The organism is Kitasatospora sp. NPDC058965, assembly GCF_042741245.1.
Classification (GTDB): Bacteria; Actinomycetota; Actinomycetes; order Streptomycetales; family Streptomycetaceae; genus Kitasatospora.
In genome coordinates this window covers 1-18,272 of record NZ_JBHYKG010000167.1, presented here as the reverse complement: position 1 = coordinate 18,272, position 18,272 = coordinate 1, and the positions used below count along the sequence as shown (strand labels likewise).

The window sequence follows — 18,272 nt, the reverse complement described above, 5'->3', positions numbered from 1 at the left end:
GGGGCGATGGGGGGCCGGGCGCGGGCCTGCCGCGCCACGCCGGCTAACGGTCGGCGCCGACTGCCGCGGGGGGACCCGCGCCGTTCCGGACCGGCGGGCGGAATTCCGGCACGGCCGCCGACCGCGGCCGGAAACGGAATGTCCGGCGGCAGGTGGAAGGGGGGCCGGCGCCCGGCCGGCCGGTCCGGGTGCGGCGCAGGCCCAGGTGGGCGGCGCCGGGCGGCCCGGCGCACGCGGATCCGACGAGTCGAAAAGAATATGAGAATTCGAATATCACTCGCCGGGATGACATTCGCCGAAGGTGCGCAGGATCTGCAGAATTCGCATTGACACTTCGTGCAAATACTCCATACTCCTAATGGACGGATCACGAGTCCGGCCGGGGTGGTCCGCCCCGGTGTCCGGGCGTCAGCAACGGGGAGCGGACGGCACCGCCGCGCCCTGTCCGGCGGAGGTGAGCGCATTGTCCGAGTCCCCGGTCCCCTCCCTCGCGGCGGTGCCCGCGGGCGAGCCGTCCGCGACCGTTCCCGGGCCGGGGCGCGCGGTCGAACCGCCCGCCGCCCGCCCGGCCCTCCAGCGCCTGGAGTCGCTGCTCGCCCGCGGTCTGGCGGCGGCCCGCGAGAGGTTCGGCGCCGAGGCGGACGCCTTCCGCGGGCTCTACATGACGGCCGAGCAGGCCGAGCGGCTCTTCGTCGTGCCGGCCGAGGCTGCGCCCGCGCCCGCACCCGAGCCCGCGCCCGACACCGCCCCGATCGGCCCCGACTGGGTCGGGATCGCCGCCGCCGAGCCCGGCTGGCGCTGGCTGCGCGCGGAGTTCGGGCTCACCGACACCGAGTCGGACACGGTGCTGCTCGCCCTGGCCCCCGAGGTCGACCTGCGGTACGAGCGCCTCTTCGGCTTCCTGCAGGACGACATGACGCTGCGCCGGCCGACCGTCAACCTCGCCCTCGACCTGCTCACCGGCAGCCTCGACCAGCGGCTGGCGGTCCGGGCGGGCTTCGGCCCGGACGGTCCGCTGCTGCGCCACCGGCTGCTGGAGCTGCTGCCCGACCAGCGCCCGGGCGGCGGCCCGCTGCTCGCCCGGGGCCTGCGGGTCGATCCGCAGATCGTCGACGTGCTGCTCGAACAGGCCGGGCTGGACCGCCGGCTGACGCACTGCTGCCGCCTGCTGAGGGTCGGCCGAACGCCCGGTCCGGAGTCGGCGCTGCCGGCCGAGCGGACGCAGGCCCTGCACCGCCTGCTCGCCGAGGCCTGGGAGCAGTACCCGGTCCGCCTGTACTTCCGGGGCGCGCCCGGGTCCGGGCGGTTGCGCACCAGCCAGGCGCTGGCCACCGCACTGGGCGTGCCCCTCCTGGTGGCCGAGCTGGACGTGCTGCTGCAGACCCCCGACCCCGATCCCGAGACCAGTGTCGCGCTGCTGCTGCGCGAGGCCGGGTTGCAGGGCGCGCTGCTCCACCTGACCGGCACCGAACACCTGCACGCCCCCGAACACGCGGTCGCCGCCCGGCGGTTGGCCCGTCGGCTGGCGGCGCACCCGGGCGCGGTGGTGCTGGCCGGGCACCGCCCGTGGGAGCCGTTCGCGCCGCAGGCACTCGGTGTCCACAGCGTGGCGTTCGGCGCCCGGCGCCCCGACCCGGCGGCCACCCGCTCCCGCCTGCTCGCCTGGCGCGGCGCGCTGCAGGCCCAGGGCGCCGCGGTCGGCGAGGCCGACCTGCTCGCGGTCGCCGAGCGGTTCCGCCTCGGCCCGGAGCAGGTCGAGGACGCGGTGCTGACGGCGCTCACCGCCGCCCGGCTCCGCGGCCCGGCCACCGCCCCCGAGCTCGCCCGGGCCGACCTCTTCGCCGCCGCCCGGGCCCAGGGCGGGCCTGCGCCGGCCGCGTCGGGCCGCCGGACCGAGCCGCAGCGCCGCTGGCCCGACCTCGTCCTCCCCGAGGAGCCGCTGGGCCAGCTGCGGGACGTGTGCGACTGGGTGGCGCAGCGGCCCACGGTGCTCGCGCAGTGGGGCTTCGACCGCCGGTTCTCCCGGGGCACCGGGCCGACCGCGCTGTTCACCGGGCCGCCCGGCACCGGCAAGACCCTGGCGGCCGAGGTGATCGCCGGCGAGCTCGGCCTGGACCTGTTCACCGTCGACCTCTCCTCGGTGGTGGGCACGGACCTCGGGGAGACCGAGGAGACCCTGGAGCGGATCCTCACCGCCGCCGCCGAGACGGACGCGATCCTCTTCTTCGACGAGGTGGACGCACTGTTCGGCCGGCGCCCCGGGGCGCGCGACGCGCACGACCGCCACGGCACCGTGGAGATCGCCCGCCTGCTCCGGCGGTTGGAGCGGTACGAGGGGCCGGCGGTCCTGGCCGGCAACCTCGGCCGGCAGCTGGACGAGGCCCTCACCCGCCGGCTGCAGTTCGTGGTGGAGTTCCCGTTCCCGGCCGAGGCCGAGCGGGAGCGGATCTGGCGGCGCAGCTTCCCACCCGGGGCGCCGCCGGCCGCCGAGGTGGACCCCGCCGCACTCGCCCGCCGCTTCCCGCTGTCCGGCGCCGGCATCAGGAACGTCGTGCTGCACGCGGCGTACCTGGCCGCAGCGGCCGGCGGCCCGATCGGTGAGGCCCAGCTGCGCCGGGCCGCCGAGCGCGAGTACCGCAAGCTCGGCAAGGTGTTGCCGGCCGGCGCCGCGGACCGGGAGCCCCGATGAGTCGCCGGAGCGGGCCCGCCGCGTCCGGGCGGCCGCGGCCGCGACCGCCGAGAGGGGAGTGACGCCGTGACCGCAGAGGCGCGGACGACCGGACCGCAGCCCGACCGGGCGCTGGCCGAGCAGCTGCGCGAGCGGCTGGCCCAGCTGCGCCGGGAGCTCCGGCTGGGGGAGGAGCAGCTGCTGGAGCTGGTCCGCCAGGAGGCGGCGCTGCGCCAGCAGCTGCTGCGGATCGCCGGGGCGGTCCAGGTGCTGGCCGAGCTGACCGGCGAGCTGGATCCGGAGCCGCAGCTGGTGGGGCGTCAGCCCGGTCCGCCGCCGGAACAGGTCGTGCTCGACTGACCGTGCGCTGACACCGGGTCAGCACGGCACTGCGCCGGACGGGCGAGGCTTTCCCCGTTCGGCGCAGCCCGCCTCGTGGTGGGGGCCGCGGGTTCGCAGACTCTAAGCCGGGGGTGGCCTCGCCTGAAGGAGACGACTGATGAACCCGGTTCAGCGCCGCACCACCCTGGCGGTCGCGGTGGTTGCCCTCGCCCTGGGCGCCGCCGCCTGCGGCAGTGCCAAGCAGTCCAGCAGCGGCAGCGGTGGCGCGAGCGGCGCCAGCGGCTCGGCCGCCGCGATCAAGATCGGCCTGCTGCTCCCGGAGTCGAAGACCACCCGGTACGAGCAGTTCGACAAGCCGCTGATCGAGGCCAAGATCAAGGAGCTGGCGCCGAACGCGACCGTCGACTACTACAACGCCAACCAGGACGCGACGCAGCAGCAGACCCAGGTCGACACCGCGCTCACCAAGGGCGACAAGGTGCTGATCCTGGACGCGGTGGACGCCAAGGCGATCCAGTCCTCGGTGCAGAAGGCGCACGACGCCGGCGTGAAGGTGGTCGCCTACGACCGGCTGGCCCAGGGCCCGGTGGACGCCTACGTCTCCTTCGACAACAACAAGGTCGGCCAGCTGCAGGGCGAGGCCCTGGTGGCCGCGGTCGGCGCCAAGGCGGGCAGTGGACAGATCATCATGATCAACGGCTCGCCGACCGACCCGAACGCGGCCCAGTTCAAGGCCGGCGCGCACAGCCAGCTCGACGGCAAGGTGAAGATCGGCAAGGAGTACGACACTCCGAACTGGGACCCGAACAACGCCAACCAGGAGGCCAGCGCCGCGATCACCGCGATCGGCGGGCCGAACGTGGTGGGCGTCTACTCCGCCAACGACGGGATGGCCGCCGGTATCGCCACCGCGCTGAAGGCCGCCAACCTGAGCGTGCCGCTGACCGGCCAGGACGCCCAGCTGGACGCCGTGCAGCGGATCCTGGGGGGCACCCAGACGATGTCCATCTACAAGCCGTACAAGCCGGAGGCGGAGACCGCCGCCACGATGGCGGTGGACCTGGGCAACGGCACCGCGCTGAACGCCTCGGTGGCCCCGACCACCGCCACCAGCGGCAGCAACACCACGGTGAAGTCCAACCTGATCACCCCGATCGTGCTGACCAAGGACAACATCAAGACCACCGTGGTGGCCGACGGCCTGTACACCGTCGCCCAGATCTGCACCCCGGACTACGCCAGCGCCTGCACCGCCGCCGGCCTGCAGTGACGAGGAGGCTGACGACGTGGCTACCGCAGCCGAACCGGTCCTGGCCCTGCGCGGGGTCTCCAAGCGGTTCGGCGCCGTCCAGGCGCTGACCGACATCGAACTCGAGGTGAACGCGGGCGAGGTGGTCGCCCTGGTGGGCGACAACGGCGCCGGGAAGTCGACGCTGGTCAAGACGATCGCCGGGGTGAACCAACCGGACACCGGGGTGATCGAGTGGCAGGGCCGCGCGGTCAGCATCCACCGCCCGCAGGACGCCCAGCACCTGGGCGTGGCCACGGTCTACCAGGACCTGGCGCTCTGCGACAACCTGGACGTGGTGGGCAACCTCTTCCTCGGCCGGGAGCTGATGCGCTTCGGCGTCCTGGACGAGGTCGCGATGGAGAAGCGCTCGCGCACCCTGCTGGACACGCTGTCGATCCGGATCCCCAGCGTGCGGATCCCGATCGCCTCGCTCTCCGGCGGCCAGCGCCAGGTGGTGGCCATCGCCCGCTCGCTGATCGGCTCGCCCAAGGTGGTCATCCTCGACGAGCCGACCGCGGCGCTGGGCGTCGAGCAGACCGCGCAGGTGCTGGACCTGGTCGAGCGGCTGCGCGACCAGGGCCTCGGCGTGATCCTGATCAGCCACAACATGGCCGACGTGATGGCGGTCTCGGACCGCATCGCCGTGCTGCGGCTGGGCCGCAACAACGGGGTCTTCGAGCGGCGGTCGACCAGCCAGGAAGAGATCATCTCGGCCATCACCGGCGCCACGGACAACGCCGTGACCCGTCGTCAGGCCCGAGGCACGGAGGGCTCCCAGTGACCGACGACCCGCAGGCCCCCAAGCAGGAGGGCCGGTACGAGGAGGGCAGGACGCACCACCCGCTGCCCGAGGACTCCATGCCCACCGGCGGGGTGAACGCCCCGGTGCCGGTGGCACCGGAGGCCACCCCGGCGGTGGACCCCCGGCTGATCGTGCGCCAGGGGGGCATCGCCGGCTACCTGGGCGAGTTCCGGCGCCGGGTCAGCAGCGGTGAGCTCGGCTCGCTGCCGGTGGTGGTGGCGCTGATCGTCATCTGGGCCGTCTTCGGCAGCCTGAACAGCAGCTTCCTCTCCGCGCAGAACCTGTCCAACCTCTCGCAGCAGATCGTCGGCACCGGCCTGATCGCCATCGGTGTGGTCTTCGTGCTGCTGCTCGGCGAGATCGACCTGTCGGTCGGCTCGGTCAGCGGCCTGTGCGCGGCGATCTTCGCGGTGCTGGACGTGACCCACGGGGTGAACCAGTGGGTCGCGCTGATCAGCGCGATCCTGAGCGGCGCCGCGGTCGGCCTGGTGCAGGGCTTCTTCTTCGCCAAGGTCGGCGTGCCCGCCTTCGTGGTCACCCTGGCCGGCAACCTGGGCTGGAACGGCCTGATGCTGCAGGTGCTGGGTGCCAGCGGCACCGTCAACCTGAGCGGCAAGGACATCGTCTCGCGGCTGTACTCCACCATCTACGGGCAGCAGGCCGCGGCCTACGGACTGGCCACCGTGGCCGTGCTGCTCTTCCTGGGCGCCGCCCTGGTGGACACCCGGCGGCGCAAGGCCGCCGGAGTGCCGTACCGGCCGGCCACCGACATCGCGCTGCGCACCGTGGTGCTGGCGATCGTGGCCTACCTGGCGGCGTACACGCTCAACCAGTACAAGGGCCTGCCGCTGGCGCTCCTGGTGTTCCTGATCTTCATCGTGGTGCTGGACTTCGTGCTGCGCCGCACCGGCTACGGCCGGCAGATCTTCGCCCTCGGCGGCAACATCGAGGGCGCCCGCCGGGCCGGCATCAACGTGCCGTGGATCCGGATCTCGGTCTTCATGATCTGTTCCACCATGGCCGCGATCGGCGGCCTCTTCCTGGCCGCGCAGATCCAGTCCGCCAGCCAGACCTCCGGCGGCGGCAACCTGCTGATGAACGCGATCGCGGCCGCGGTCATCGGCGGCACCAGCCTCTTCGGCGGCCGCGGCTCGACCTGGTCGGCCCTGCTGGGTGCACTGGTGATCGGCTCGATCCAGTCGGGCATGAACATCCAGGGCCTGAGCAACGCGATCCAGTTCATGATCACCGGTGCGGTGCTGCTGGCCGCCGTCGTGATCGACTCGCTGGCCCGGCGTACCCAGAAGGCGGCGGGGCGGGCCTAGCGCCTCAGACCGCCGTGTCGATGTGGACGACCACCACCTGCCGGCGGTGGTCGTCCACTGTGTACACAACGTCGTAGCCGCACGCCGAGAGCAGGCGGTGGCGAAGCGGGCCCGGCGAGGGCAGGTCGGAGAGCGGGTCGGAGCCGGCCCCCAGCGGGGCGTCCCGCAGGGGTTTCAGGTGGTGGAGCAACTCCACGGCCCGGTCCGGGTCGAGCTGCCGCAACTCACGGCAGGCCGACTCGACCAGCAGTACCTCGTAGACCGCGGACGCCCCGTAGGCCTCGCGCCTCACCGGTCCCACCTCCTGCTGCCCGTGCCGAACTCGGTCAGAACCGCCTGGAGGGAGCGCGCGGGTTCCGCGGCCCGCTGCGCGGCGAGCCGTTCGCGGGCGGCGACGAGCCCGGCCCGGCGTTCCCGCTGCCGCTTCCGCCGGGCCAGGTCGGCCCGGTCCTGGAACTCGAGCAGGGTGGCCACCAGTGGCAGCCGCGGCTCGTACCAGCGGTCCTCGACCAGGCGCTCGAACCGGAACGTCTGCAGTCGCTTCAGGTGCTCCCACTGCTCCATGCCGAGCAGCACCGCGACCGGCCGCCCGTGCCGGGTGATCACCGTGGACCGGCCGGCTCCGGCCTGCGCGACCGCGTCGGCGAAGCGGGCCCGGGCCTGGCGGACCGGCAGCTCTTCCTGACTCATGGTCAGCAGGCTAGGGCGCGGACCGGCGCGCCGGGAGCCGTTCCGCCGGGTGTGTACACAACGGCCGGCGCACTGCGCCGAGGGGGGTCGGGCCGGGCCATGCCGCCCGGGGGTGGCGGGCCATGGCGGAGGTGCCCGTTCGGGCCAATTCGCCACCCGGACACGGCTTCTGTCCGGTTCCCGCCCCGGAACCCGCTCGTCCACCGGAAGCCAGGTCCTAGAGTGCTCGTGCTGTGACTCCCGTGACTCCAGGTCCGTACCCCGTCCCCCCGGGGGTACGGCAGCAGGCCGTCCCCACCCGTGGAGGGAGGGACCGTCGGATGGAGCGGGACCGCGGCAAGGAGTGGATCGACAGGCTCCGGCGAGCAGGTGGCCGGGCGCAGGGGACCGTCCGCACGTGGGCGCCGACCGTCAAGGCCGTCGCCGGTGTGGTTCTGGTGCTGATCCGGCTGGAGGACTGGCGGGACCAGCACTGAGCCCGGCCACCTGATGGTGGCCGGGCCCCCGGGATCGGCGCGATCCAGTCCGGGCCCGTCCAGGGAGGCACCCCTGGGCGGGCCGCGGTGCGCCTCCACCGTACCGAGCGGGCGGCCGCGGCGGGCGGGTTTCACTCCGTCAGGCGGGCAGCAGCCGTTCGACGAACCGGCCCAGCTGCTCGGCGTTGCGGCACGGGTGCATCGGGACCAGTGCGGAGTACGCGGCCACCGCCGAGTCGCCCGTGTCCCAGAGCGAGACGGGTTCGGGGTTGAGCCAGTGGATCCGTCGGGCCCGGGTGGCGATCCGGGCGAGCGCGGCCAGGTTCGGGTCGCGCCGGTTGGTCCGCGCGTCGCCCAGGATCAGCACCGTGCTGCGCGCGGTCACCGCGGTCAGGTGCAGGTCGGCGAACTGGCCGAGCGCCGTGCCGTAGTCGCTGTACCCGTGCAGCCCGACCAGCCGGGCCCGGTCCAGCCCCCCGTCCGTCACCTCGGCCAGCTGGTTCACGAAGGCGAACACCCGCACCCGGCTGAACTGGTCGCGCAGCGCCCGGACCAGCAGGGTGGTGAAGTCACTGAACCCCGAGACCGAGTTGGACACGTCGCAGAGCAGCACCAGCTCCGGTCGCTGCGGCCGCCGCTGCCGGTACGCCGGGCGCAGCGGGACGCCGCCGGTGCCCAGCGAGCGCCGCACCGTGCGCCGCAGGTCGATGCTGCCGCGCGCGGCGCGGCGCCGGCGCGCGGCCAGCCGGGTGGCCAGGCGCCGGGCCAACGGCTGGACGGTGCGCCGCAGTTCCGCCAGCTGCGCCTGGTTCGCGTACAGGAAGTCGGTCCGCTCGACGCTGGGCGCCACCGCCCGCCGGGCGATCTCGTCCGTCCCGGTCAGCTCCGCGGCCCGGCGCCGTGCCTCGGTGGCCACCTGGGCGCGGAACGCCTCGATCCGCCGCCTGGACCCCCACCCGCAGTGGGAAGTACAGGTCGAAGGCGGCGTCGAAGACGCCCCGCTGCCGCTCCCCGCGCAGCAGCGCCGCCGCCAGGCCCGCGCGCAGCTGCTCCCGCTCGGCCAGGCCGAGCAGTTCGGCCACCGCCGCCGCGTCCACCGTCTCGCCGGGGCCGACCGGGATCCCGTGCGCCCGCAGCGCCTGGACGAAGGCGGTCAGCCGCGCCGTCAGCCCGGCGGTCACGAGCCGGTCAGGCTCAGCTGCTCGGCGGCCCGCCGGATGTCCTCCTGGTGCTTGAGCACCACTCCGAGACTCTCCCGCACCACCGACTCGTCCAGGGTGTCCGCGCCGAGCGCCAGCAGGGTGCGGGCCCAGTCGATCGCCTCCGCCACCGAGGGGTGCTTGCGCAGCTCCATCGCCCGCAGCGCGCCGACCACCCGGACCACCGAGGCGGCCAGCGCGGCGTCCAGCCCGGGCACCCGGAGCCGGACGATCCGCTCCTCCAACTCGGCGTCGGGGAAGTCCAGGTGGAGGAAGAGGCAGCGCCGGCGCAGCGCCTCGGAGAGCTCCCGGGTGGCGTTCGAGGTGAGCACCACGAACGGGCGGCGCTCGGCGGTGATGGTCCCCAGCTCCGGCACCGTGACCTGGAAGTCGCTGAGCACCTCCAGCAGCAGGCCCTCCACCTCCACGTCGGCCTTGTCGGTCTCGTCGACCAGCAGCACGGTGGGCTCGCTGCCGCGGATCGCGGTCAGCAGCGGGCGCGGCAGCAGGAACTCCTCGCTGAAGACGTCGGTGCGGGCGGCCTCCCAGCCCTCCTCGCGGCCCGCGGTGATCCGCAGCAACTGCTTGGCGTGGTTCCACTCGTACAGCGCCCGGGACTCGTCCACGCCCTCGTAGCACTGCAGCCGGACCAGCCGTGCGCCGGCCACCGCGGCCACCGCCTTGGCCAGCTCGGTCTTGCCCACCCCGGCCGGTCCCTCGACCAGCAGCGGCTTGCCCAACCGGTCGGCCAGGAAGACCGTGGTGGCCACCGCCGTCGAAGCCAGGTAGCCGACCTCGGCCAGCCGCTCCCGCACGTCCGCCACCGAGGCGAAGATGCCCGTTCCCGTGTCGTCGCTCATCGCTGCCGACTCCTCCCCGTCGGCGCCACTGTACCCGGGTGGTGATCAGCGGCAGGGGTCGGCCAATACAGTGGTGCGGTTAGCACGGACAGCACGGCTCGGAGGTACGGATGGACTCCCGCCCGGTGACGGTTCCGGCTCCGGCCGAGGGGTCCGGGGCCGCCCAACCGTGGAACCGCCAGCGGTTGCGCAGCAACAACGAGTGGCTGCTGCTGGAGCGGCTGCGCACCGGCGGTCCGGAGTCGCGCGCCCAACTGGCCCGGGACACCGGTCTGTCCAAGCCGACGGTGTCCGCCGCGCTGGCGGTGCTGGAGCAGGCCGGCCTGGTCCGCGAGGCCGGGGTGCACGCGCCCGAGCGCGGCCGCACCGCCGTGCTCTACGAGCCGGACCCGACGGCCGGTCAGGTGCTCGGCGTGGACATCGGCCGGGCCCGGCTGCGGGTGGCGGTCGCCGACCTGGCCGGCCGGATCCTGGCCCACCGGGACGTGCCCAACCGCGGGCGCAGCGCGGACGCGGTGGCCGACGCGGTGGTGGCCGCCGCCCGCGAGGCCACCGAGGAGGCGGGCGGCGGGCCGGGCGCGGTGGTGCACGCGGTGATCGGCTCGCCCGGGGTCTGGGACGAGCAGCAACAGCGGGTGCACTACGCGGTGCAGTTGCCCGGGTGGGGCCGGCGCGGGCTGTTCGAGCGGATCGAGGCGGAGCTGGGCACCCCGATCTCGGTGCACAACGACGCCAACCTGGCGGCGCTGGGCGAGTACGCGGACGGTGCGGGCACCGGCAGCCGGGTCTTCGCCTACCTGCTGGTCGGCACCGGCCTGGGCACCGGCGTGGTGGTGAACGGCGAGATCCAGCAGGGCGCGCACGGGGCGGCCGGCGAGATCGGGTTCCTGCCGCTGCCCGGGACCGGCCGCCACCTGGAGCAGGAGGCGGCCGCCGACTCGGTGGTGCGGGCGGCCCGGGCGGAGGGGATGACCGGGGCGCTGAACGCCAAGCGGGTCTTCGCCGCGGCCCGCGCGGGGGATCCCCGGGCGGCCGCCGCGGTGCTCCGCGAGGCCGAGCAACTCGCCTATCCGGTCGCGGTGCTGGCGGCGGTGCTGGACCCGGACCTGGTGGTGCTGGGTGGCGGGCTCGGGCACGGCGCCGACCTGCTGCTCGGCCCGCTGGAGGAGGCGCTGCACCGCCTCACCCCGTTGCGGCCGCGGCTGGCGGCCAGCGCGCTGGGGGACGAGGCGGTGCTGCGCGGGGCGCTGGCGATCGCCCTGGGCATCGCCCGGCCCGAGGTCTTCGAGCGCCGGACGGCAGCGGTCTGACGTCGGCCCGGTCACCCGGCCACCCGGGCCGGCGGTGCGTCAGTCGTCCAGCGCGGCGGTCCGGTGCCACGGCCTGGCCTGCTCCAGTTGGGTCGCCAGCGCGAGCAGCAGCCCCTCGCCGCCGAGCGGCCCGACGAACTGCACGCCGAGCGGCAGGTCCTGGGCGGTGCGGTAGGTGGGCAGGCTGACGGCGGGTCGGCCGGTGATGTTGGCGAGCTGGGTGAACGGCGTGGCGGCGAGGTTCTCGATCACCGCCTTCTCCCAGGCGCCGGTCCCGGCCAGGGTGCCGAGCAGGCCCAGGCGCAGCAGCACCTTGGCGACGGCGCGGACCGGGCGGGGCGTGTCCAGCTCGCCGATCCGCACCGGCGGGCGGGCCAGGGTCGGGGTGAGCAGCAGGTCGTAGCGCCGGTGGAAGGCGGCCAGCGCGCGGCTGTAGCCGTTCCAGCGGTCGTGCGCGGCGTAGTAGTCGGGCGCCGTGACCTTGCGCCCGGCCGCCGCGAGCAGGTGGGTGTCCAGCTCGAAGCCGTCCGGGCCGGCACCGGTCGTGCGGCGCACCTCCGCCACGGTGTACGCGAGTTGGGTGCACCACATGGTCAGGAAGTCGAACGCGAGGCGGTGTTCGTCGATGCCGGTCTCGGCGGGCTCGACCTCGTGGCCGAGCGAAGCCAGCAACTCGGCGGCGTCGGTGACGGCGGCCACCGCCTCGGGGTCCACCGCGGTACCGAGCGGCGAGCGGGTGGTGAAGCCGATCCGCAGCCGTCCGGGTGCCGTCCGGGCCAGCTCCGCGTAGCCGAGCTCCGGGCGGGCGGCCAGGAACGGGCCGCCCGGGTCGGGGGCGGCGGTGAGCACGTCGAGCATCGCGGCGCTGTCCCGGACGGTGCGGGAGAGGACGCCGTCGGTGGCGGCACCGTGCAGGTACTCGGCGAACCGCGGGCCGGCCGGCACCAGGCCGCGCCCAGGCTTGAGGCCCACCAGGCCGCAGGCCGCGGCCGGGATCCGGATCGACCCGCCCCCGTCGCTCGCCCCGGCCACCGGCAGGATCCCGGCGGCCACCGCAGCCGCCGCCCCGCCGGAGGACCCGCCCGGGGTGCGGCTCAGGTCCCACGGGTTGCGGGTGGGCCCGTTGACCTCCGGCTCGGTGACGCCCTTGGCGCCGAACTCGGGGGTGTTGGTCTTGCCGAACACCACCAGGCCGGCGTCCAGCCAGCGCCGCACCACCGCGCTGTGCTCGGTGGCCGGCACCCGGCCGAGTGCCCGGCAGCCGCTGCCGGTGGGCACGCCGGCGTATTCCTGGTGCAGGTCCTTGAGCAGGAACGGCACCCCGGCGAACGGTCCGCCGAGCTCGCCGCGGGCCCGCTCCCGCGCCACCTCGTACATCGGCGCGACGATCGCGTTGAGCTTCCCGTTCACCGCCTCGGCCCGGGCGATGGCGACCTCCAGCAGCTCACCGGCCGACACCTTCCGCCCGGCCACCAACTCGGCCAACCCGACGGCGTCGTACTCCCGGTACTCGGCGTACTCCACGAACCCTCCTGCCCCAGAACCCGGTGACCGGCCGGCACTCGGTTACCGGACAGTACACGTGCGGGGTCGGCGAAGGGGAGGGGTCAGTCGGGCGGCGCCGGCCGGGCTCCCACCCGGGCCACCGCCGCCGCCCCCGTGCGGCACCCCGCCGCCAGCGCCTGCGGCACCGTCGCCCCCGCCAGCCGGGCCGCCAGGAAGCCGCCGCCGAAGGCGTCGCCCGCACCCGTGGTGTCCACCGCGCTGGTCGGCAATCCCGCTGCCCGGGCGACGAGTCGACCGCCCCGGGCGGCGAGCGCGCCGGCCGCGCCAAGGGTGACCACCACGGTGCGGGAGTCCGTGCTCAGCCGCCGGGCCGCCCGCTCGGGGTCGGCGACGCCCGCCAGCAGGGCGGCCTCGGGTTCGTTGGGGAGCAGCAGGGCGGCGTCGGCCACCAGGGAGAGGAAGCGGTCCACGCCCAGTGCGCGCAGGAACCCGGTTGACGCCGGGTCGACGCTCACGCCGATGCCCCGCTCGCGCGCGGCGGCGAACGCCCGTGCGGCCACCCCGCGTCCGGCCGCGCCGAAGAACAGGTAGCCCGACAGGTGCACCCACGCCGCACCGGCCAGCAGGGCGTCGTCCCAGTCGGACGCCGCGAGCCGGACCGTCGCCCCGCCGTCGGTCAGGAAGCTGCGCTCGGCGGTCTCGTCGACCACCGCTATCACCACCCCGGTCGGCGTCTCCCGGTCCACCACCAGGTGCGCCCGCACGCCCGCCGCGGTGAGCGCGGCCCGGTGCCAGTCGGCCGAGTCGGCGCCCACCCGGGCCAGCAGCCGCACCTCCGCCGCACCGGAACGCGCGGCCCAGCAGGCCAGGTTGGCCGCCGCGCCGCCCGGCAGCACGCGGATCGCGGCGGCCGTGTCGGTGCCGGGGGAGAGCGGGCCGGCGGGCCGGGCGACCACGTCCGTGACCACGTCGCCGACCACCAGCAGTGCGGTCAACGGGCCACCGCCGACCAGGCTCCGGCGATCCGGGTGGCGAGCCGGACGTTGCCGCGCACCGCCGCCAGGTTGGCCTCCAGCGAGGCGCCCCCGGTGTGCTCGGTCAGGTGGGCGAGCAGGAACGGGGTGACGGCCTGTCCGGTGACCCCGGCCCGGTCGGCCGCCGCCAGCCCCTCGGCCAGCACCCGGTCGTGCAACTGCGGGTGCAACTGCTCGTCGGCCGGCACCGGGTTGGCCACCACCAGCGCCGACCCCGGCCCGCCCAGCAGGTCCTGGGCCCGCATCGCCGCCGCCACCTCGGCGGGGTCGTCCAGCGTCCAGTCCACCGGGCAGCCCGAGCTGGACAGGTAGAAGCCCGGGAACAGGTCGGTGCCGTACCCCAGCACGCCCACCCCGAGGGTCTCCAGCCGCTGCAGCGTGGCCGGCACGTCCAGGATCGACTTCACTCCCGCGCAGACCACGGTGATCCTGGTCCGGGCCAGCAGGGCGAGGTCGGCCGACTCGTCCTGGGTGCTGGTCCAGTCGCGGTGCACGCCGCCGAGCCCGCCGGTGGCGAAGACCCGGATGCCGGCCCGGGCGGCGAGGAAGGCGGTGCCGGAGACGGTGGTCGCGCCACTGGCCCCGGTGGCGAGGGCGGGCGCCAGGTCGCGGTGGCCGAACTTGCGCAGTCCGGGGTCGTCGCAGACGCGCTCCAGTCCGGTGCGGTCCAGCCCGATCCGGACCACCCCGTCCAGCACCGCGACGGTGGCCGGCACCGCTCCGCCGTCCCGCACCGCCTGCTCCAGTTCGAGGCCGACCGCCAGGTTGCGCGGCCGCGGCAGGCCGTGCGCCAGGATGGTCGACTCCAGCGCCACGACCGGTGCGCCGTCCGCCAGCGCGGCGCGGACCTCGTCGGTGCAGTGGACGGCGGCATCGGCCAGGAATGCGTTCTCAGTCATCCCCGATACCTGGCGTCCCACCGCGCACTTCAAACCGATGCGTCGATCTGACGTGAATCACTCACAAACAAACACAGACACTCAGCTCACAGTGATTGCTTGCGTTGACTCTTGTCCACGTCTTGTTCAGTGCAATATCGTATGGCACCGCCACCGGCCCCGGTGGCCGGCAGTCCCGTTGAACCTCGCCGCGGCGCCGGTGCTGACCACGGTCCTCGCGCTCCCCCCACAGCTGCCCCCGACCCCCACCCCGAGAGGGATTGACGCGTGCTCAGATACCGAACAGGTCTGTGGCGCACCAGCCGACGGACCGTCCTGGTCGGCCTGGCGTCGGTGCTCGCCGCCGCCGGCCTGGCCAGCCCCATCGCGGCGATGGCCGACCCGCACCCCACGCAGAAGTGGGCCAAGGCCGCGCAGGCGCTGCCCGGCTCCACCGCGGTCACCGCCACCCAGGCGAAGGCCGGTCCCAAGACCGCCCCGTCCAGCAAGCGCCTGGCCAAGCCCGGCACCCCGCCCACCGGCACCACCGGCCGCAACGGCCCGCAGCTCGCCGACGGCGCCGACCCCGGCAAGAACGGCGACGGCTACGTCTCCAACGAGTACGACCTGCAGATGACGTACAAGGGCGGCCAGGAGTCGACCGGCGTGATCAGCGGGCCGCCCAAGGTCTACCTGGTGGTCTGGGGGTCCCAGTGGGGCACCTCCTCGACCGACGCCAACGGCGACGTGGTGATGTCCAAGGACGCCGACCAGGCCGTGCCCTACCAGCAGGACTTCTTCAAGGGCCTCGGCAGCTCCGGCGACGGCTGGAGCGCGGTGCTCACCCAGTACTGCGAGGGCATCCAGGCGGGCGCCGTGCAGTGCCCGGCGAGCGCCGCGCACATCCAGTACCCGACCCCCGGCAGCGTGCTGGCCGGCGTCTGGGTGGACAACGCGGCCGCGGCCCCGCAGGCGGCCTCCGAGCCCGAGCTGGGCGCCGAGGCGCTGGCCGCGGCCAAGCACTTCGGCAACCTGACCCAGGCGCAGAACAGCAACGTGCAGTACATCATCGACTCGCCGCAGGGCACCGACCCGGACAAGTGGCGCGAGCTCGGCTACTGCGCGTGGCACGACTTCCAGCGCTCGCAGTACGGTTCGCTGGCCTACACCAACATGCCGTACCTGACCGACGTGGCCGGCTGCGGCACCAACTGGTTCGGTGAGAACACCGCCCGCGGCCGCCTCGACGGCTACGGCATCATCGGCGGCCACGAGTACGCCGAGACGCTCACCGACCCGAACACCCCGGGTGGTTGGACCGACGCCACCGGCCAGGAAGTCGCCGACAAGTGCGCCTGGATCCCGTACGGCGCCAACGGCGGCCTGTTCTTCGAGAACCTCTCCACCGGCTCCTTCCCGCTGCAGACCCTGTGGTCCAACACCGACCACCTCTGCCAGTCCTCGGACCCGGTCGTCACCGGCCCGGCGCTGACCCTGAAGCCGATGTGCGACCACACCGACGCGCCCGGCCGGATCAGCATCCCGGCGGTGGCCACCGACAGCGCCGGCTCCTCGTTCACCTACAGCGCCACCGGCCTGCCGGCGGGCCTGACCATCGACCCCGCCTCCGGTGTCATCTCCGGCTCCAACAGCGGCACCAACGGCTGGCAGCGGATCACCGTGAACAGCACCGACGCCGGCGGGCGCACCGCCTCCACCGGCTTCTGGGAGAACGTCACCAGCAACGGCCAGACCGGCTGCAACGGCATCGAGCAGCTGATCAACCCGGGCTTCGAGAACGGCTCGGCGGACGTCGACCACACCGTGATGACCGACTCCTGGAGCCCCTCGGGCTACAACGTGATCACCCCGTCCAGCCTGCACGCCCCCCGGACCGGCAGCTGGTACGCCTGGCTCGGCCAGGACGGCAGCAGCAGCGACGACTCGATCACCACGTACCTGAACACCTACCCGGGCTACCAGGGTGCGAGCTTCTCGTTCTGGCTGGACACCGAGTCGACCAACACCTCGGGCAGCAGCCCGGACACCCTGACGCTGCAGGCCATCTCGCAGTACACCGGCCAGGTGCTCGGCACGGTGCACACCTGGAGCAGCACCCAGGGCGCGAACAGCGGTTACCAGTTCCAGTCGGTGGACCTGACGCCGTTCATCGGCCAGGTCGGCTGGGGCACCACCATCGGCCTGAAGCTGGTCTCGCACGAGACCGGTGCCACCCCGCAGACGGCCTTCCTGATCGACGACGCCTCGGCGCGCGAGCACTGACCGGCCCCGTAGGACCGACGCCTCCCTGACGGAGCGTCACACGGCGCGGGGCCGCGCGTGACCGGCCCCGCGCCACCCCCTCCCCCCACCCGCGCGCCTCTCCCTTGGAGCCCCCATGCGCGTTTCCCTCACCCGGCTGGCCAGTGCCCTCGCGGCACTGACGCTGGCCTCCTCCGGCCTCGGTGCCCTGACCATGGCCACCGCCACCCCGGCCGCCGCCCTGGACAACGGGACGGCCCTGACCCCGCCGATGGGCTGGAACTCCTGGAACTCGCTGGGCACCCAGGTCAACGAGCAGCAGGTCAAGCAGACCATCGACTTCATGTCCGGCAACGGACTGGTGGCGGCGGGCTACAACACCGTCACCATCGACGACGGCTGGTCGGTGCGCCACCGGGACGGGCAGAGCGCGGACTTCGTGAAGAACGCGAACTGGGGCATGCAGCTGTACGACAACAACGGCAACCCGGTCGACGGCACCGACGGCGGCGGCAACGATCCGACCAGCGGCCACCTGACGCCCGATCCGACCAACTTCCCCGCGCAGACCGTCAACGGCCGTTCCGTGAACGGGATCCAGTACCTGGCCTGGTACGCGCACAGCAAGGGCATGAAGTTCGGCCTCTACGCCACCGACACCTACACCACCTGCCAGGGGCACCCCGGCAGCCTCGGTCACGAGGCCACCGATGCCAGTGACTTCGTCGCCTGGGGCGTCGACTACGTGAAGTACGACGACTGCCCCTACGGTCCGACGATCACCATCAACGGGTACAGCTACTACCCGCAGGGCGAGGGCAAGGAGCTCACCGAGTCCATCTACGCCCGCACCCAGACCTTCCAGCGCTACCTCGACGCGGCGACCGCCGCCGCGGGCCGGCCCAAGGTCACCCTCAGCCTCTCCGCGCAGCCCGCCCACACCGGCATCCCCGAACTGCTGAGCGCCAACGACCCGGCCCGCACCGACCCGAAGATCCTGGCGGCCGGTGTCCAGCCGCACCAGGCCGCCGGCTACTACCCGACCGGCGTCTGGTGCGGGCAGGTGGCCAACCTGTGCCGGATCGGCGGCGACCGGGACAGCGAGCTGGACGGGGTGCTCTACAACGGCCAGCTGCAGACCGCCCTGAAGTACCCGGGCAACGTGCACCCGGGCAGCTGGAACGACATGGACATGATGTTCGCCGGCTGGCAGGACGTGAACGGCGTCTGGGGCGTGACCGACACCTACAAGGGCGACAAGCCGTTCACCGACGACGAGTCGCGCACCGAGCTGTCCGTCCTGTCGATGATGGCCGCCCCGCTGATCTCCGGCGCCGACCTGCGCGCCGCCGCCGACTCCCAGCACACCGCCAACGGCTACACCTGGTCCACCGGGATCACCTCCTCGGCGCTGGCCGTCCTGAAGAACCCCGACGTGATCGCGATCGACCAGGACACCAAGGCGCAGCCCGCCACCCTGGTCGGCAACCCGCCCGCCTCGGCCACCGCTCCGGTGATCCTGCAGCGCCCGCTGGCCAACGGCGACACCGCGGTGCTGATGGTCAACCAGGACCCGGGCAACTGGGCGATGCCCAGCACCACGCTCGCCCAGCTCGGCCTGACCGCCGC

General features: G+C 74.0%; 15 protein-coding genes and 1 pseudogene. 9 read left to right on the top strand and 7 right to left on the bottom strand.

The annotated features are described in order from the left end of the window. The first annotated feature begins 463 nt into the window (after positions 1 to 463). From ACFW1A_RS25055 to ACFW1A_RS25035, 5 genes are all read left to right on the top strand, one after another. A complete protein-coding gene (locus ACFW1A_RS25055) occupies positions 464 to 2,689 on the top strand; it encodes an AAA family ATPase (protein ID WP_380411954.1) in 2,226 nt (741 codons plus the stop codon). A 66-nt stretch (positions 2,690 to 2,755) separates the two neighbouring features. Then, positions 2,756 to 3,028, top strand: coding sequence for a hypothetical protein (locus ACFW1A_RS25050; protein WP_380411952.1), 273 nt, complete (start codon positions 2,756 to 2,758; stop codon positions 3,026 to 3,028). A 139-nt stretch (positions 3,029 to 3,167) separates the two neighbouring features. Then, entirely contained in the window at positions 3,168 to 4,280 is a 1,113-nt protein-coding gene (locus ACFW1A_RS25045) for a sugar ABC transporter substrate-binding protein (RefSeq protein ID WP_380411950.1), read from the top strand. 16 nt (positions 4,281 to 4,296) lie between these two features. Beyond that, positions 4,297 to 5,082 carry an ATP-binding cassette domain-containing protein gene (locus ACFW1A_RS25040; protein WP_380411948.1) on the top strand — a complete coding sequence of 262 codons (786 nt, stop codon included), beginning with the start codon at positions 4,297 to 4,299 and terminating at the stop codon, positions 5,080 to 5,082. Positions 5,083 to 5,159: 77 nt separating this feature from the next. After that, positions 5,160 to 6,428, top strand: coding sequence for a sugar ABC transporter permease (locus tag ACFW1A_RS25035; protein WP_380411956.1), 1,269 nt, complete (start codon positions 5,160 to 5,162; stop codon positions 6,426 to 6,428). Positions 6,429 to 6,432: 4 nt separating this feature from the next. On the opposite strand, the gene ACFW1A_RS25030 is transcribed toward ACFW1A_RS25035, so the two are convergent. Further along, positions 6,433 to 6,720 carry a type II toxin-antitoxin system RelE/ParE family toxin gene (locus tag ACFW1A_RS25030; protein ID WP_380411945.1) on the bottom strand — a complete coding sequence of 96 codons (288 nt, stop codon included), beginning with the start codon at positions 6,718 to 6,720 and terminating at the stop codon, positions 6,433 to 6,435. Beyond that, positions 6,717 to 7,118: a type II toxin-antitoxin system Phd/YefM family antitoxin gene (locus ACFW1A_RS25025; RefSeq protein ID WP_380411943.1), complete on the bottom strand. Its 402-nt coding sequence runs from the start codon at positions 7,116 to 7,118 to the stop codon at positions 6,717 to 6,719. Before ACFW1A_RS25025 ends, ACFW1A_RS25030 begins: the two co-directional genes overlap by 4 nt. A 320-nt stretch (positions 7,119 to 7,438) precedes the next feature. On the opposite strand from ACFW1A_RS25025, the gene ACFW1A_RS25020 reads away from it, so the two are divergent. Then, positions 7,439 to 7,594: a hypothetical protein gene (locus tag ACFW1A_RS25020; RefSeq protein WP_380411940.1), complete on the top strand. Its 156-nt coding sequence runs from the start codon at positions 7,439 to 7,441 to the stop codon at positions 7,592 to 7,594. Positions 7,595 to 7,733: 139 nt separating this feature from the next. Here ACFW1A_RS25020 and ACFW1A_RS25015 read toward each other — a convergent pair. Beyond that, positions 7,734 to 8,775, bottom strand: a pseudogene (locus tag ACFW1A_RS25015) (VWA domain-containing protein). Continuing rightward, positions 8,772 to 9,653 (bottom strand): AAA family ATPase, encoded by an 882-nt coding sequence (locus ACFW1A_RS25010; RefSeq protein ID WP_380411938.1) that lies wholly within the window; start codon positions 9,651 to 9,653, stop codon positions 8,772 to 8,774. The pseudogene ACFW1A_RS25015 and the gene ACFW1A_RS25010 overlap by 4 nt, the downstream one beginning before the upstream one ends. Before the next feature lie 110 nt (positions 9,654 to 9,763). Here ACFW1A_RS25010 and ACFW1A_RS25005 point away from each other — a divergent pair, with 110 nt between their 5' ends. Continuing rightward, entirely contained in the window at positions 9,764 to 10,963 is a 1,200-nt protein-coding gene (locus ACFW1A_RS25005; protein ID WP_380411935.1) for an ROK family protein, read from the top strand. Positions 10,964 to 11,002: 39 nt separating this feature from the next. Here ACFW1A_RS25005 and ACFW1A_RS25000 read toward each other — a convergent pair whose 3' ends face one another. The 3 genes from ACFW1A_RS25000 to ACFW1A_RS24990 all read right to left on the bottom strand — a co-directional run bounded on the left by ACFW1A_RS25000 (position 11,003) and on the right by ACFW1A_RS24990 (position 14,402). Then, positions 11,003 to 12,487 carry an amidase gene (locus ACFW1A_RS25000; protein WP_380411933.1) on the bottom strand — a complete coding sequence of 495 codons (1,485 nt, stop codon included), beginning with the start codon at positions 12,485 to 12,487 and terminating at the stop codon, positions 11,003 to 11,005. Between the two features lie 83 nt (positions 12,488 to 12,570). After that, positions 12,571 to 13,464, bottom strand: coding sequence for a carbohydrate kinase family protein (locus ACFW1A_RS24995; RefSeq protein ID WP_380411930.1), 894 nt, complete (start codon positions 13,462 to 13,464; stop codon positions 12,571 to 12,573). Further along, complete coding sequence (locus ACFW1A_RS24990) at positions 13,461 to 14,402, bottom strand: pseudouridine-5'-phosphate glycosidase (protein ID WP_380411928.1); 942 nt, start codon at positions 14,400 to 14,402, stop codon at positions 13,461 to 13,463. The genes ACFW1A_RS24995 and ACFW1A_RS24990 overlap by 4 nt, the downstream gene beginning before the upstream one ends. Before the next feature lie 267 nt (positions 14,403 to 14,669). On the opposite strand from ACFW1A_RS24990, the gene ACFW1A_RS24985 reads away from it, so the two are divergent. Together ACFW1A_RS24985 and ACFW1A_RS24980 are read left to right on the top strand one after the other, a co-directional pair. Then, entirely contained in the window at positions 14,670 to 16,664 is a 1,995-nt protein-coding gene (locus tag ACFW1A_RS24985; protein ID WP_380411925.1) for an Ig domain-containing protein, read from the top strand. A gap of 115 nt (positions 16,665 to 16,779) precedes the next feature. Further along, positions 16,780 to 18,272: glycoside hydrolase family 27 protein (locus ACFW1A_RS24980; RefSeq protein WP_380411923.1), on the top strand; the 1,493-nt coding region annotated here is incomplete at its 3' end.

Excerpts from the sequence above, each read along its gene's own strand:
- ACFW1A_RS25045 (WP_380411950.1), top strand. The coding sequence starts at position 3,168 with ATGAACCCGGTTCAGCGCCGCACCACCCTGGCGGTCGCGGTGGTTGCC.
- ACFW1A_RS25035 (WP_380411956.1), top strand. The coding sequence starts at position 5,160 with ATGCCCACCGGCGGGGTGAACGCCCCGGTGCCGGTGGCACCGGAGGCC.
- ACFW1A_RS25025 (WP_380411943.1), bottom strand. The coding sequence starts at position 7,118 with ATGAGTCAGGAAGAGCTGCCGGTCCGCCAGGCCCGGGCCCGCTTCGCC.
- ACFW1A_RS25020 (WP_380411940.1), top strand. The coding sequence starts at position 7,439 with ATGGAGCGGGACCGCGGCAAGGAGTGGATCGACAGGCTCCGGCGAGCA.
- ACFW1A_RS25010 (WP_380411938.1), bottom strand. The coding sequence starts at position 9,653 with ATGAGCGACGACACGGGAACGGGCATCTTCGCCTCGGTGGCGGACGTG.
- ACFW1A_RS25005 (WP_380411935.1), top strand. The coding sequence starts at position 9,764 with ATGGACTCCCGCCCGGTGACGGTTCCGGCTCCGGCCGAGGGGTCCGGG.
- ACFW1A_RS24990 (WP_380411928.1), bottom strand. The coding sequence starts at position 14,402 with ATGACTGAGAACGCATTCCTGGCCGATGCCGCCGTCCACTGCACCGAC.